This window comes from Dietzia psychralcaliphila (assembly GCF_003096095.1).
Lineage (GTDB): Bacteria > Actinomycetota > Actinomycetes > Mycobacteriales > Mycobacteriaceae > Dietzia > Dietzia psychralcaliphila.
In genome coordinates, this window is sequence record NZ_CP015453.1 from 3,395,735 (window position 1) to 3,409,880 (window position 14,146).

Consider the following 14,146-nt stretch of genomic DNA (forward strand, 5'->3'; position numbering starts at 1 on the left):
GGAACGGTGGGACAACCACAAGGGTAGGGGCGAAAAGTCGCTAATCGTACTCGTGGGGCAGCGTGTTACGGGTTGTAACGGATCCGTGACCCACGCCACCCTCTCCACGGACGTGGCGTGAGCGGAAAATGTGAAAAAAGTTGCGCGAGTTGCTTGTGTGACAGTTGTTGCTCGCTGATACTCCCCCTATGACACCTGTCGGCCAATCGGCCCACCGTGCCCTCCTGCCCCGCCTTATCGTGGCCCTCGCATCCGCGGCCGCCCTGGCGCTCGGCCTCCTCGTCGTCGTCATATCTCCCCGCGCCGACGCCGTCGTCCCCCTCTCCCCCGCTTTCGACGGCCTGGCCCGAGGCATCGACTCCTCCAGTTGGCAGCACCCACACGGCGCACCCGTCGACTGGCACGCGGCCGCCGCGTCCGGCCAGTCCTTCGCCTTTATCAAGGCCACCGAGGGCACAGGCCCCGCCAACCGCTACTACGAGGCGGACGTCGAACAGGCCCGGGCCTCCGGCATGGCCGTGGGCAGTTACCACAAGGCCCGGCCCGCGATGGATCCCTCGGTCCAGGCGCGCGCCTTCGCCGCCCGCCTGCAGTCCGTGGGTGGTCAGCAGCTGCCGCCGGTACTCGACATCGAGACCGACGAGGGGAAGAACCCGGAGGAGCTGATCGAGTGGACGCGCGTCTTCCTCACCGAGCTCCAGCACCTGACCGGGCGGACCCCGATCATCTACACGTACCGCTTCTTCTGGATCGACCGGATGGCCAACACCACGCAGTTCTCGGAGTACCCGCTGTGGCTGGCCGAGTACGGGGTCCCGGAGCCGACCCTTCCCGTGATCGGCGGCTGGACCGAGTGGTCGTTCTGGCAGAACTCGGAGACCGGCGCGGTGCCGGGCTTCACCGGCCCCGTCGACCTCAACGTCTTCGCCGGGACGCACGAGGACATCTGGGCGTGGGTGGGCCCCGTCACGCCGGGTGAGGCGCCCGCGCACGAACCGGCCCCCGCACCAGCACCCGAGCCGGTCCCCGATCCGGCGCCCGAACCCGCCCCGGGTCCCGGCGGACCGGCGGAGCCCGTGACCGTCGCGATCCCGGAGGGCATACCCACCCCGGACGGCGTCAGGCTGCCCGAGACCGTCACCGTCCCGGCCCACATGCTCGATCAGATCCCGCCCGAGTTCCGCTAGGGGTTCTGACGAGCTAGGCCTGACGAGTTAGGCCGCCCGACGCCGGGACAGCGCCGCGCGCACGGCCCGCCAGCCCACGAGGAACACGGCGGTAGCGATCGCGGCCACCAGGATGAAGCTCCAGTGCGGTACCCGCCCGTCACCGAGACCGCGGATCAGCATCCCGCCGACGAGGGTGGTGATCCACACCAGCACGCCCGAGCGGACGGTCGACGGATCGCGTCGCGCGGCCAGCACCACGATCCACCCCAGCACCAGTCCCACCAGGAACGGCCACGCCGTGTCCCACACCTGCCCGATGCCGAGGCCCTCGGAATGGGCGCCACGCCCGAAGGTCGCGAACACCACCACCAGAGCGGCGTCCAGAAGGAAGACCAGCGGCAGCGCCACCCCGATCACCGCTCTCTCTCGTCACGGCGCTCCGCGCCACTCACCGAACAGGAGTCCTCGCCGCTCTCGTCGCTCGTTGGTGCGTCGTCGCGGACGCGCAGGAGATGGATCGGTCCGGAGTCGTGGTGGATGGTCGGGCGCCACGGGGAGCCCTTCATCGGCCACACCGCGGCGACACCGGCCTGCGGGGCGGCGGTGACAGCCGACCGGACGGGGACGGAACGAGATGACGACGACGACGAGGAGTCCTCGCGCGAAGGGGTGCCGTCCCCGGGTGCGGCATCGGGATCGACCTCCACCGCGCCACGGTAGAAGAGGAAGAAGACCACCCACCCGGCCAGCGCGACCAGGACGAAGCTGACGATGCGATAGAGGAACACCGCCGCGAACGCCTGGTGCGCACCGAGCCCGCCCGCGGTGAGTGCGGTGATGAGCGCGAACTCGACCGTCCCGAGCCCGCCGGGGGTGATCGGTGCCGAGGCCACGATCTTGCCGGTGACGTACGCGATGCACAGACCGCCGATGCTGGGCTGGGCCCCCACCGCGTGGGCGGCCGCCCAGAGGCAACCGATGTCGGCGACCCAGTTGAGCAGGGAGAACGCGAAGGCCTTGGAGAACTGGGTCTTGGTCATCTCGACCGCCTCGGCCTGCTTCACGATCTTGCGTACCCCGGTGGCACCGTGATCGGCGGGCTTGCGGCGCCGGGCGTTGACCCACGCCAGCAGCGCCAGCAGGGCCTCCTCGATCCTGTCCGGGTTCCGGGCGGCCCACTGCACCACCACGACGATCGCCACGAGGCCGGCGGCGGACAGCATCAACAGGAACGGGTTGGAGACACGCCCCACCAGGAAGAAGCCCATCAGCGCGAGCAACACGATGCCCACCGTCGACAGCACGCCCGAGATCACCAGCTGCCACGACGCCACCACCCGGGTCGCACCCCACTGGCGGGTCTTGCGGTAGGTCAGTGTGGTTCCGAAGACCTGACCGCCGGGGATGCAGGTGGAGAACGCGTTGGCGGAGAACACCAGGCCGACACTCTCCCAGTACCCCACCTTGACGCCGGCCGACTGCAGCAGCACCTTCTGCACCGAGCCGTAGCTGGACATGGAGAGGTACGAGAACACCAGCGCGACCGCGACCCAGCCCCAGTGCGGACTGACGACCGCCGAGAATCCCTCGGCGAAGAACGGCATCTGTCCGCGGAGCCAGTAGAGGACGAACCCCAGGACGGTCAGGGTCGCTACGGCCTTGAACCACGGGTTGACCAGGACCGCCCGGATACGACGGCGCAGCGTGGCGCCCGGCGTCCCCTTCATCCCGCCACCATAACCCTCAGGACGGCCCCGGCCCAGGCTCCCACTCCGGAGGCCGGACCGGGCGTCACGCGTCGCGATCCTGTTCCCGCTCGCTCTCCCGCTCGCGCCGCAGCCGGGCGATCAGCTCCGCCGCGGGGATCTTCTCCCCGCCACCGTCGTCGCGACGACGGGACTCGGGCCTGGGTGCGGGCTGGTGGCGCGCCTCTGGCCTGGGCTCGGGCTGGGCTTCCGTCTCGAAACGGGGCCGGGGCTCGGGCTGGGCTTCCGTCTCGAAACGGGGCCGGGGCTGGGGCTCGGGCTCGGGCTCGGGCTCGGGGTCGAGAACCGCGACAGACGACCCGGGGGCCGACGTGTCCGCGGCCGCCGAGGAGCCGGCGGCGGTCGTCCCGGCGCCAGGACCGGCGGACCCGGCGGAGGCCGGAACGCCGCCGTCCGCACCAGTCGGCCCGGTGCTCGCCGGGCCGCCGCGCAGGTGCTCGGGCTCGTCACCGATCTCGGCCTCGCCCAGGCCGATCCGCTCCTGGACCCGCTTCATCCACTTGGGGGCCCACCAGTTGTCGGTGCCCAACATCTGCATGACCGCGGGCACCAGCAGCATGCGGATCACCGTGGCGTCGATGATCAGGGCGGCGATCATGCCGTACGCGATGTACTTCATCATCACGATCTCGGAGAACGCGAACGCCCCGGTCACCACGATGAGGATCAACGCCGCCGAGGTGATGATCCGACCGGTGTTGGCCACGCCGCTGCGGATGGCCTCGGAGGTCTTGGCACCCCGGGATCGCGCCTCGACCATCCGGGACACGAGGAACACCTCGTAGTCCGTGGACAGGCCGTAGATGATCGCCATGAGCAGCACCACGACGGGCGAGGTGAGCGGCCCCGGGGTGAATCCGAGCAGGTCGGCGAGGTGGCCGTCGACGAAGATCCACGTGAGGATCCCGAGCGTGGCACCCAGTCCCAGCAGGTTCATGATCGCGGCCTTGATCGGCAACACCAGCGAGCCGAACGCCAGGAACATCAGAATCGTGGTGGCGATCAACACGTACAGCACGAACCACGGAAGGCCGTCCACCAGTGCGTCGACCGAGTCCTTCTCCATGGCCGGGTTTCCGCCCACGTGGACCTCGGTGCCGGCGGGGATCGGGAAGGTCTTCAGGTAGTCGACGGTCTCGCCGGCCGCGTTGCGGTCGACCACACCGGACTGCAGGACCACCACGTCGCGCCCCTGGGCGTCCTGCTGCCCGGACCGGGCGAACTGGAACGGGCCGGTCAGCCCGGGCGCGTTGTTCGCCTCGGAGCGGATCTGCGAGAGGGTGGTGCCGTCGGACCCGATCACGACGAGTTTGACCGGGTCGGTGCGGGTGCCGGGGAAGTTCTGGTCGTACTGCTCCTGCGCGACGCGGGTGGTGTTGTCCGGCGGGAGATAGGTCTCGTTGATGCCACCGAACTTGACCCCGGAGAACGGGATGATCAGCGCCACCAAGACCACCACGACGGGCACCGCCACCGCCACCGGGTGCTTCATGGAGAAGTCGGCCACCCGGCCGAACACCCCGTTCTCCACCTGCTCGCGGGTGCGGTGCCGCTGCAGCCGCTTGATGCCGAGCATGTCGACACGGTGCCCCAGCATCACCAGGACCGCCGGGAGCAGCGTCACCGACAACAGTGCGGCCAGGATGACGGCGGCGATCGCCCCGTAGGCCACCGACTTGAGGAAGTCCTGCGGGAAGATCAGCAGCCCGGACAGGGTCACGCCCACCATGACGGCCGAGAACACGACCGTGCGGCCGGCGGTGGCCACGGCTCTGCGCACCGCCACGTCCGGTGGATACCCCTCGGCCATCTCCTCCCGGAAACGGCTCACCACGAACAGTCCGTAGTCGATCGCCAGCCCCAGGCCGATCAGCGTGACCACGTTCTGGGCGAACGAATTGACCGGCACGACCACGGACAGCAGGTGCAGCGCGCCGATCGAACCCAGGATCGTCAGGATGCCCACGGCCACCGGCAGGAACGCCGCCACCACGCCGCCGAACACCACGATGAGCAGGATGAACACCAGGGGCAGCGCGATGAGCTCGGCGCGCACGAGGTCGGCGTCCATACCGTCCTGGAGCGCCCCGGCGACGGCCTGGACGCCCGCGACGTCGGTCTGGATTCCGTCCACCGCGATCCGGTCCTCGATCACCCGGAAGTTCTCGAGGATCTCCTCCTCCTCGCCCGCCAGCTGGATCGAGGCCACCGCTATCCCCTCGTCCCTGTTGACCAGGGCCGGGGACTGGTTGAAGACGTAGCTGGTGACGCCGGTGACCTGGTCCGGGAACTCGCTGCGGATGGTCTCGAGGGAGGCTCGGACGGGGTCCTGGAACGCGGGATCGTCGACCGTCGTGCCCTCGGGGGCGTGGTAGGTGACGACGACGTCGCCGAGCGCGTCGCGGCCGTACGCCTCCTGCTCGAGTCGTTCGGCGGTCGCCCACCCGCTCTTCGGGTCCTCGAATCCGCCTTGACCGAAGGCGTTTCCGAACATGCTGCCCGCGACGCTGAGGACGGCCATGACCACGACCATGAAGACCAGGACGAGTACGCGGCGATGGGCGACGAACCGCCCGAGTGAGTTGAACACAGCTGCGCGCTCCTAACGCGAGTTGAGCAGGGCGGTGAGCGGCCGGAGCGGCTGCAGCCAGGCACCCTCGTCGGGCAGGTTCTCGAGGCTGACCCGGGGCAGGGGCTCCCGGAACACACCCGGGATGTCCTCGAGGTCGAGGAATCTGATCGTGTCGTGTTGGACGGCCCAGGTGGCGTGCTCCCGGAAACCGATGACGGTGACGGGGACCTCGTCCGCGAGCTCCTCCAGAGGCTCACGGAACGCCTGGCCGTCGGCCGAGGCCACCACGACTCCCGCGAGTCGTCCGGACTCGGCGCGCCGGTCGATGTGCTCGAGCATGTCGTCGTCGACATCGGAGTCTTCGCTGGTCTTGGGCTTGGCAAAGACGGCGAAGCCGACGTTGCGCAGCGCCTCGACCCAGGGGCGGACGTTGTCCGAGGTGCCCGGGACGATGTTGGTGAAGACTGTCGCCTCGGCCTCGAGGGTGTCGTTGGTGCTGACCGACAACTCGGCCGCGTAGCCGAGCAGCCACCGCCCGAGTGCGTCGAAGCGCGGACGGTACACGGCGGTGGGTCGACCGCCGAGGATCGATCCCAGCCCCATGTCGACGTTGGGCGCGTCCCAGACGAGCAGCACCAGGCCCGGGGCGTCGGGCGGCACCACGTCCGACATCTCGTGGTCGTCCGGTCCGTCAGGTGGGGTCATGGTCTGCTGCCTCGGTCTTCTTGTAGATACGGGGTGGTCAGTCTCTACGACGCCAGAGGAACTCGTTGATCACTCGCTCCTCCTGCAGACCCTTGCCCTCGAACTTCGTCACGGGTCTTTTCAGACTGAACGGTACGTGTCCGGCTTCTGTCGTGGCGTCGAGCCGCTCGAGTGTGGGTTCCGCGTCACCGGTCTCGGCGATCCACCCGGCGTAGTCGACGTGGTCGGTGGCCACGTGGAGCACACCGCCCGGGCGGAGGCGTGAGGCGATCAGGTCGAACGTCCCCGACTGCAGGAGCCGCCGCTTGTGGTGGCGAGCCTTGGGCCACGGATCCGGGAAGAACACGCGCACGCCGGTCAGGCTCGCCGGCGCGATCATGTTGGTCAGCACGTCCACGCCGTCGCCGCGGATCATCCGGACGTTCTCGAGCCCCTCGCGCAGGATCATTCCCAGGAGCTGGGCCAGACCCGGTTGGTAGACCTCCACCGCGATCACGTCCACGTCCGGCTCGTCGGCCGCCATCGCCGCCGTGGACGTCCCGGTCCCGGACCCGATCTCCACGATCAGCGGCGCGACGCGACCGAAGAGGGCCTGCTGGTCGACGAGCTCGTCCGCGACGTTGCGGCCGTAGGTCGGCCAGTGCTCCTCCCAGTTGCGCTGCTGACCCGGGCGCAGGGTGCCGCGCCGGAACCGGTAGGCCGTCACGCGGGGGAACAGACGCGGGTCGTAGTCAGGGGTCGCACCGCCTGGGAATTCAGCGCCCCGGGTGTCACCGTCCGGGGTCGCACCGTCCGCCGGTCCGGGGCTCTCGCTCTGGTTCACCCGGTCATCATCCCGTAGTCCGCGTCCCGGTTCCGAATCCGGTGGCCGGGCGGGTCGCGGCCCGGGGCGGCAAATCCGGTCCGGTGAGCCACGCCGGCTGGGGGAAGGTCTTGCCGCGGGAGCGCGGCCGGGACACCATGACCCCGTGCCGATCGTGACCCAGGACACCGCTCTCCGTCCCGCGGTGCAGCCGACGATCGCCGATCCCGCCTCCCGGGTCCGGCGGATGGTCGGTTCCGCGCGGGAGCAGGGCGGCAACGGCATCTCGACCGACGGACTCCGGGAGCTGGAACTCGCGCTCGCCCGCTTCGACGCGCCGGTGGACATCCGTGTCCGCGGCGGACTCGGGTCGGGTCGACGCACCCTCGCGGCGGCCCTGCGGACGCGCCGGGGATGGCGCCCCACGATCGATGACCTGGACGTCCTGGCCGCGGCCGGTCGAGCGGTGAGCACACCCCCCGACGTGGAGATCGTCTGTCTGCGCACCGCCCCCTGCCGTCACGAGGAGGCCTGGCTGCGTCGTCCGCGGGCGCACGCCCTGCTGGTGGTCGCCACCGGCGTCGACGGGGCGGAGCCACCCCGATGGGCCCGTGACCTACCCGCCGTGGACGCCCGACGGGCGTCCGACGGGTCGATCGACGTCGTGGTGTCCTTCCTCGACCGGGCCGTCGACGGTCTCGCCGCGGTCCGTTGTCTCCGACTCGAGGCGGAGCTGGAGAGGCTCTCCGTCCACCACGAGGTCGGCGATCTCGCCGAAGCCGCGCTGTGCGCACTCGGCCACCGGGGACGCACATGAACTCGGTGCCGCCCGAGCCGGACGGGCGGACGACGCGGGCGACGCGGACCGTGGCCGTCCTCGGCGCGAGGGACTCCGCCGCACCGGCCGTGGCCGAGGCCCTCACCGCCGCCGCCGGTCAGGCACCCGCCGACCGCGAGCGTGGCATCCGGGTCCTGGTCGACGCCGGACCCGACGACCGGCCGGATGCGGCGGTGCTCGTCGTCGACGCCGTCTGCCCCATCCGGCCCGACGACCTCGAGGTCGCGCGCGGCGTGGCCGCCCGCGTCCCGCTGGCGGTGGCACTGGCCGGGGGCGTCGGAACATGCGACCCCGAGACCCTGTCGGTGACTCTCGACGTCACCACACGACGCCTCGCCGACGCCGGGGTGGCGGCTCCGGTCCGGGTGATGGACGCCGATCCCGCCTCCGCGGCCGCCCTGCTCGAAGCGGTACTCGACATCCCCGTCGGACGCGGGATGGGCGGGAACCCCAGCAGGGGCGGGGGAACCCGGGCGCCCGGGACGGACCGGGCCACCACACCGGACTCCGCCATGGACACCGTCGACTGGCTCCTCGCCCGCCGCACCGAGGCGATCACCTCGCGCTCGCAGTCACTGCGGCAGGACGTGCAGGCGCTGCGCATGGAGGTCGTGCAGGACCTCCACCGCTCGATGCGAGACCTCGGTTCCCGCGCGCGGGAGGAACTCGCGGCGGCGCCCCGCTCCCGGGTCGACGGGATCGTCCGGGCACTGGCCTCGGACGCGGACACCGCGGTCGCCGGGACCATCGCCCGCGCGGACCGTCGCGCGGATTCGCTCGTGGCCCGCCACCTCGGGGCCGCGGCACCGGTCACACCGCGGATCCCCGCCCCGACCGGCGGCATCACCCCGGGTCGACCGCCCCGCAACCTCGGCGAGGAGTCGCTCGTGATGATGATGGGAGCGGCCGGCGGGACAGGGGTGGGGCGCATGCTGCTGTCCCCGCTCTCCGAGGTCCCCGGACTGGCGACGATGGTGATCCCGTTGGCGCTGCTCTGCGGCGTGGCGCTCGGGTGGACCACGGTCGCGGTCCGACGGACCCAGACGCTGCGGACGCACACGGCGTCCGTCGTGACCGAACGGCTCGCCGCGCTCCGCTCCGAGGTCGAGCAGTCCCTCGGCGCCAGGATCCTGGCCGCGGAGGCCACGATCACCGACGGTTTCGCCCACGATCCGGGCCCCCGGGTCGGCGACCTGGAACGTCGTATCCGCCGGTCGCGGCTGGCGGGGCGGGCCCCCGCGCCCGCGCCGCGCACCACGGATACTGTTGCGGGGCCCTCCGGTACGCCCCCGCCCGCCCTCGCCACCTCAGGGAGCCCCTCCCCATGACCGACCCCCTCTTCGGTTCCGAGCCGTCCGATTTCAGTGCCAAGCCCGACGTGTGCGGTCTCGACGGCGCCCCGCTCGCGGAGGCCTCGTCGCTCGGCCTGCACGTTCCGGTCGGTGACGGCGTCCTCGATCTCGGGTCACCCGAGGCGGACCTCGACGGCGACGGCTTCATGGAGGCCGTCACCCGGGGGGACGGCCGGGGGCTCACCGTCTATACGGATGTCGACGGCGACGGGACCGTCGACCACGTCTCGACGGTCCGCTTCGACGGCAGCTACGACTCCTGGCGCCTGGCCAACCCGGCGGAGGGAGTCCCCTTCGGCGGCTTCACCAACGAGGCCCGTGCGGGGTCCTCCGATTCGTCGCCGACGTCCGCCAGGTGGGAACGCATCGACCACGGCCACATCTGAAAAGTTGAGGCATTGCTCACGTCGGGGCCACGATCGGGGGCCGGAAGGCGGCGGGACCACCGGGTTGACGATAGTCTGTGATGGATACCATGCACCGTGCACGAGGAGCTGTGATGACCACCACCACCATTCCCGGCCTCGAGGGTCAGGCGCCAACCGATCACGCGGAGATGCTCGCGTGGATCGCCGAGGTCGCCGAGCTGACCCAGCCGGACCGGGTCGTCTTTGCTGACGGTTCCGACGAGGAGTGGGACCGCCTCACGACGGAGCTGGTGGAACGCGGCACCTTCGTCCGGCTCGACGAGTCCAAGAAGCCCAATTCGTTCCTCGCCCAGTCCGACCCCAAGGACGTCGCCCGGGTCGAGTCGCGGACGTTCATCTGCTCGGAGACCGAAGAGGGTGCCGGCCCCACCAACAACTGGCGGGACCCGGCCGAGATGCGCGGCCACATGAGGGAGCTGTTCAGCGGCAGCATGCGTGGCCGCACGATGTACGTCGTGCCCTACTGCATGGGCCCACTCGACGCCGAGGATCCCAAGCTCGGCATCGAGCTCTCCGACTCCGCCTACGTCGTGGTGTCCATGAAGATCATGACCCGCATGGGCACCGCCGCCCTGGAGAAGATCGGCTCCGACGGCGCGTACGTCAAGGGCCTGCACACCGTGGGCGCGCCGCTCGAGCCCGGCCAGGACGACGTCCCGTGGCCGTGCAACGAGGAGAAGTACATCACCCACTTCCCGGAGACCCGGGAGATCTGGTCCTTCGGATCCGGCTACGGCGGCAACGCCCTGCTGGGCAAGAAGTGCTTCGCACTGCGGATCGCCTCCGCCATGGCCCGCGACGAGGGCTGGATGGCCGAGCACATGCTCATCCTCAAGCTCATCTCCCCGGAGGAGAAGGTCTACTTCATCGCCGCGGCCTTCCCGTCCGCGTGCGGCAAGACCAACCTCGCGATGCTGCAGCCCACCATCGAGGGCTGGCGCGCGGAGGTCGTGGGAGACGACATCGCGTGGATGCGCTTCGGCGAGGACGGCCGTCTCTACGCCGTCAACCCGGAGTACGGCTTCTTCGGTGTCGCGCCCGGCACCAACTACTCGTCCAACCCCAACGCCATGAAGACGCTGGAGGCGGGGAACTCCATCTACACCAACGTCGCCCTCACGGACGACGGCGACGTGTGGTGGGAGGACCTGGAGGGGACACCGGACCACCTGATCGACTGGCTCGGCAACGACTGGACGCCCGTCGGCGACGGCGGAGCCGGCAACGCCGCTCACCCCAACTCCCGGTACTGCGTCCCGATCGACCAGTGCCCGGTCACCGCCGCGGAGTTCAACTCGCCCGAGGGCGTGCCGATCTCGGCCATCCTGTTCGGCGGTCGGCGCGCGGACACCGTGCCGCTGGTGAGCGAGGCGCACTCGTGGAACCACGGTGTCTACATCGGGGCCACCCTCTCCTCCGGCCAGACCGCGGCCGCGGAGGGCCAGGTCGGTGCGGTCCGCCGCTTCCCGATGGCCATGCTGCCCTTCATCGGCTACAACGTCGGTGACTACTTCCAGCACTGGGTCGACATGGGTACCCGCGGCGGCGACAAGATGCCCAAGGTCTTCCTGGTCAACTGGTTCCGCAAGGGCGCCGACGGCCGCTTCCTCTGGCCCGGTTTCGGCGAGAACAGCCGGGTCCTCAAGTGGGTCGTGGACCGCATCGAAGGACGGGTCGAGGCGGACGAGACCGTCGCCGGGTTCACCGCCCGAGCCTCGGACATCGACCTCACGGGACTCGACACCCCGATCAAGGACGTCGAGGAGGCCCTGGCGATCGACCCCGAGGAGTGGCGCCGCGAACTCCCGCTCATCACCGAGTGGCTTGAGTTCTGTGGGCCCAAGGTCCCGTCCGAGGTGCACGAGCAGTTCGCCGCCCTCAAGGAGCGCCTGGGCTGACACGACCGGGCTGCGACACGACGCCCGGAGAGGACTACTGACGGGCCGCACCCAGCCGGGTGCGGCCCGTTCGCGTCAGTGTGACGGAACCCTCTTTCCAAGATCTCCAATCGGTGGGACAGTGGTTGCGTCATCAATACACTGAGCGCATGTGTGAAGGAGTGGCATGAGGGTCGCCGCTGCCGGACTCATAGCCCTCCCCGTCTTCGTGGGAGGACTGGGGATCGCGGCTGCGGTCGTCGTCCTCGGACCACCAGAGGCCGCCGCCCCCGCCGGTGACGAGGTGGCGGAGGAGCTCTCCTCTCAAGAACCGGAAGAACTGATCAACCGCGGCGGCACCGCCATCGAGGGTTCGAGACCGCACCTGACGGTGAGGGACGGAACCCCCACGGTCATGATGGCCGGGCCGATCCAGGGCTTCCTCGCCCTCCTGCCGGCGTCGTCCAGCCCCCTGCCCGCATTGACACCGTTCACGAGCGCGACCGCAGGGCCAGGCGTTCCGGGCACGGGCACGAGCCCGGCTCCCACCCCGTCGCCGGTCGGCGGCCCGACCCCGACAGTGGGCAGCCCCACCCCCTCACCCGACTCCCGCGACGGTTCCTCGACGACGAAGGACTCCCCCACCGGGGTGACGGGCGACGGGGGGCCCGTCCGGTCGACCGCGGTCGGTGGTCCGGCGCTGCTCACGACGGGGCCAACAGCCGAGCGCGACACGAACGGATCCGCCGCGGACCGGCCACCGGCGACCCTTCCACGGCCGTCACACGCCGCGGAGACGGGGCGGCCGGATCACGCCGGGACCACGGGGCCGCCGCCTCACGCGTCAGCCGACCCGCGCGGGGACGGGGCACTACGTGACGCCTCGCGGTCCGACACCCGATCAGCTCCGGAGTGACCCCGCGGCTCAGAAGGGCACACTCGGTCCGGTGGTGGTACTCGGCGCGCCTGCGCATCACGCTGGGCATCACGCTCACCTCGGCCGCAGTGTTCACCGCGATGGTGTTGTTCACACTGCAGGTGCTCTACCTCACCGCGGAGCGGACGACCGATCTGCGTCTCAACCGTGAAGCGGCGGACTTCACGACGTTCATGGAAGCCGGGATCCTGCCGTCGTTCGAGTCGGAGAGCCCCACCGCCGAGCAGTTGATCCGCGCCTACCTGGCCCAGCAGTACCCGTCGGCCGAACTACTCCTCGTCGGGACCGCCACCACCTCGGGAACGCAGTTCACGCTCTCGCGGTTCAGCTCGGAGGACGACCCCCTGTTCCCGCCGGCCATGCGGTCCCGGATCCAACGGATCGGTCTGGTGTCCGACGAGGGGTCCGGTGTCATCGACGGCACCGTGCGCTGGCGCAAGGCCGAGGTCGACAGCCCGGCCGGACCGTCCAATATCGTGGTCGCGATCAGTGACGCACCCACCCGCGAGGACACCGGTCGCGTCGCCGACCTCCTCCTGAGCACCGGAGCCGGCGGCATCGTCCTCAGCGCGCTCGTGGCATGGCTCCTGGCCGGGCGGATGATCGTCCCCGTCCGGCGGATCCGCGAGGCCGCGGAGACGATCTCCGCCGCCGACCTGTCGCGACGGGTTCCCGTCGACGGTCCGGACGAGATCGTCTCCCTGGCCGACACGGTCAACGCGATGCTCGAGCGCGTGGAGGACGCCTACCGGACGCAGAGGGAGTTCCTCGACGACGCCGGTCACGAACTCCGCACGCCTCTGACCGTGGTGCAGGGGAACCTGGACCTCATGCCCGAGGACCCGGAGGAGCGGGCCGAGACCACCCGGATCATGCAGGACGAGCTGTCCCGCATGACCCGGATCGTCGAGGACCTGCTCACCCTGGCGCGCTCCGACCGCCCCGACTTCCTCCGGACCGCCCCGACGGACGTCGCCGAACTGGTGTTGGACGTCGAGGCGAAGATCGATGTGATCGCTGATCGCGAGTGGTCGGTGCTGCCGTACTCCGAGGACGTGGCCCTACTGGATCAGCACCGGATCACCCAGGCGCTCATCCAGTTCTGCTCGAACGCCGTCCGGTTCACCGGTCCGGGCGACCTGATCGAGATCGGGTGCCGGGCGATCGCTCCCGGGGACCCGACGGTCACCGAGGATCTGGCGGCCGGACCGTTGCCCGAACCGCCACCTCGCGAGAACTACCGACGAAGGCTGCTGTGGTGGGTGCGCGACAGCGGCCCGGGGATCCCGCCCGGCGAGGAGGAGAGCATCTTCGAGCGGTTCCACACCGCGCGCGGGCAGCTCCGCGACGGGCGAGGGGGAACCGGACTGGGGTTGGCGATCGTCGCGACGATCGCCCGCGCTCACGGAGGCCGTGCGTTCGCGTTCAACGCTAAGGGCGGTGGGGCCGCGTTCTGCATCGTCGTCCCCTACATCGCCGCGACCCTCGAGCCCGACACCGGAAACGACACCGGAAACGACACGGACGTAGTCATCGACGAGGCGGACTCCGCAGTCGGTAGGGGGCGGGAGCGCCGCCGTCGATCCGTCGGCGGAAGGTCCGAGTGGCACCGGCGATCCGGTGGACCCGGGGACACGGCCTGAGGTCACCCTCGAATCGTGGGCTCCGCGTGGGATACTCCATTGTCGTAGAAGGAGGGT

General features: G+C 70.4%; 12 protein-coding genes. 7 read left to right on the forward strand and 5 right to left on the reverse strand.

Translation table 11 applies throughout. The features are described 5' to 3' along the window. Positions 1 to 188 precede the first annotated feature (188 nt). The gene (locus A6048_RS15690; protein WP_235027387.1) at positions 189 to 1,187 is read left to right on the forward strand and encodes a glycoside hydrolase family 25 protein; all 999 of its coding nucleotides are present in this window, start codon (positions 189 to 191) and stop codon (positions 1,185 to 1,187) included. 27 nt (positions 1,188 to 1,214) lie between these two features. Here A6048_RS15690 and A6048_RS15695 read toward each other — a convergent pair whose 3' ends face one another. The 5 genes from A6048_RS15695 to trmB all read right to left on the reverse strand — a co-directional run bounded on the left by A6048_RS15695 (position 1,215) and on the right by trmB (position 7,035). Next, complete coding sequence (locus A6048_RS15695; RefSeq protein ID WP_107746780.1) at positions 1,215 to 1,586, reverse strand: DUF3054 domain-containing protein; 372 nt, start codon at positions 1,584 to 1,586, stop codon at positions 1,215 to 1,217. Further along, complete coding sequence (locus A6048_RS15700) at positions 1,583 to 2,896, reverse strand: lysylphosphatidylglycerol synthase transmembrane domain-containing protein (protein ID WP_107746781.1); 1,314 nt, start codon at positions 2,894 to 2,896, stop codon at positions 1,583 to 1,585. The genes A6048_RS15695 and A6048_RS15700 overlap by 4 nt, the downstream gene beginning before the upstream one ends. A gap of 64 nt (positions 2,897 to 2,960) precedes the next feature. Continuing rightward, a complete protein-coding gene (locus A6048_RS15705) occupies positions 2,961 to 5,525 on the reverse strand; it encodes an MMPL family transporter (RefSeq protein WP_107746782.1) in 2,565 nt (854 codons plus the stop codon). A gap of 12 nt (positions 5,526 to 5,537) precedes the next feature. Beyond that, the gene (locus A6048_RS15710) at positions 5,538 to 6,179 is read right to left on the reverse strand and encodes an NYN domain-containing protein (RefSeq protein ID WP_235027543.1); all 642 of its coding nucleotides are present in this window, start codon (positions 6,177 to 6,179) and stop codon (positions 5,538 to 5,540) included. 70 nt (positions 6,180 to 6,249) lie between these two features. Further along, on the reverse strand, positions 6,250 to 7,035 hold the full coding sequence (gene trmB, locus A6048_RS15715) for a tRNA (guanosine(46)-N7)-methyltransferase TrmB (protein ID WP_107746784.1): 786 nt from the start codon (positions 7,033 to 7,035) through the stop codon (positions 6,250 to 6,252). Between the two features lie 145 nt (positions 7,036 to 7,180). Here trmB and A6048_RS15720 point away from each other — a divergent pair, with 145 nt between their 5' ends. From A6048_RS15720 to A6048_RS15745, 6 genes are all read left to right on the forward strand, one after another. Continuing rightward, positions 7,181 to 7,831: a hypothetical protein gene (locus tag A6048_RS15720; RefSeq protein WP_107746785.1), complete on the forward strand. Its 651-nt coding sequence runs from the start codon at positions 7,181 to 7,183 to the stop codon at positions 7,829 to 7,831. Then, positions 7,828 to 9,180: a hypothetical protein gene (locus A6048_RS15725; protein ID WP_107746786.1), complete on the forward strand. Its 1,353-nt coding sequence runs from the start codon at positions 7,828 to 7,830 to the stop codon at positions 9,178 to 9,180. The genes A6048_RS15720 and A6048_RS15725 overlap by 4 nt, the downstream gene beginning before the upstream one ends. Beyond that, complete coding sequence (locus A6048_RS15730; RefSeq protein ID WP_107746787.1) at positions 9,177 to 9,590, forward strand: DUF6802 family protein; 414 nt, start codon at positions 9,177 to 9,179, stop codon at positions 9,588 to 9,590. The genes A6048_RS15725 and A6048_RS15730 overlap by 4 nt, the downstream gene beginning before the upstream one ends. A 113-nt stretch (positions 9,591 to 9,703) precedes the next feature. Then, a complete protein-coding gene (locus tag A6048_RS15735; RefSeq protein ID WP_107746788.1) occupies positions 9,704 to 11,530 on the forward strand; it encodes a phosphoenolpyruvate carboxykinase (GTP) in 1,827 nt (608 codons plus the stop codon). Positions 11,531 to 11,696: 166 nt separating this feature from the next. Continuing rightward, positions 11,697 to 12,425: a hypothetical protein gene (locus tag A6048_RS15740; RefSeq protein WP_107746789.1), complete on the forward strand. Its 729-nt coding sequence runs from the start codon at positions 11,697 to 11,699 to the stop codon at positions 12,423 to 12,425. Continuing rightward, positions 12,422 to 14,089 carry a sensor histidine kinase gene (locus A6048_RS15745; RefSeq protein WP_235027344.1) on the forward strand — a complete coding sequence of 556 codons (1,668 nt, stop codon included), beginning with the start codon at positions 12,422 to 12,424 and terminating at the stop codon, positions 14,087 to 14,089. Before A6048_RS15740 ends, A6048_RS15745 begins: the two co-directional genes overlap by 4 nt. Positions 14,090 to 14,146 lie beyond the last annotated feature (57 nt).

Bases quoted from the DNA above. Each gene is read 5' to 3' on its own strand.
- A6048_RS15735 (WP_107746788.1), top strand. From the start codon at position 9,704: ATGACCACCACCACCATTCCCGGCCTCGAGGGTCAGGCGCCAACCGAT.
- A6048_RS15690 (WP_235027387.1), top strand. From the start codon at position 189: ATGACACCTGTCGGCCAATCGGCCCACCGTGCCCTCCTGCCCCGCCTT.
- A6048_RS15730 (WP_107746787.1), top strand. From the start codon at position 9,177: ATGACCGACCCCCTCTTCGGTTCCGAGCCGTCCGATTTCAGTGCCAAG.
- A6048_RS15710 (WP_235027543.1), bottom strand. From the start codon at position 6,179: ATGTCGGACGTGGTGCCGCCCGACGCCCCGGGCCTGGTGCTGCTCGTC.
- A6048_RS15725 (WP_107746786.1), top strand. From the start codon at position 7,828: ATGAACTCGGTGCCGCCCGAGCCGGACGGGCGGACGACGCGGGCGACG.
- A6048_RS15740 (WP_107746789.1), top strand. From the start codon at position 11,697: ATGAGGGTCGCCGCTGCCGGACTCATAGCCCTCCCCGTCTTCGTGGGA.
- A6048_RS15700 (WP_107746781.1), bottom strand. From the start codon at position 2,896: ATGAAGGGGACGCCGGGCGCCACGCTGCGCCGTCGTATCCGGGCGGTC.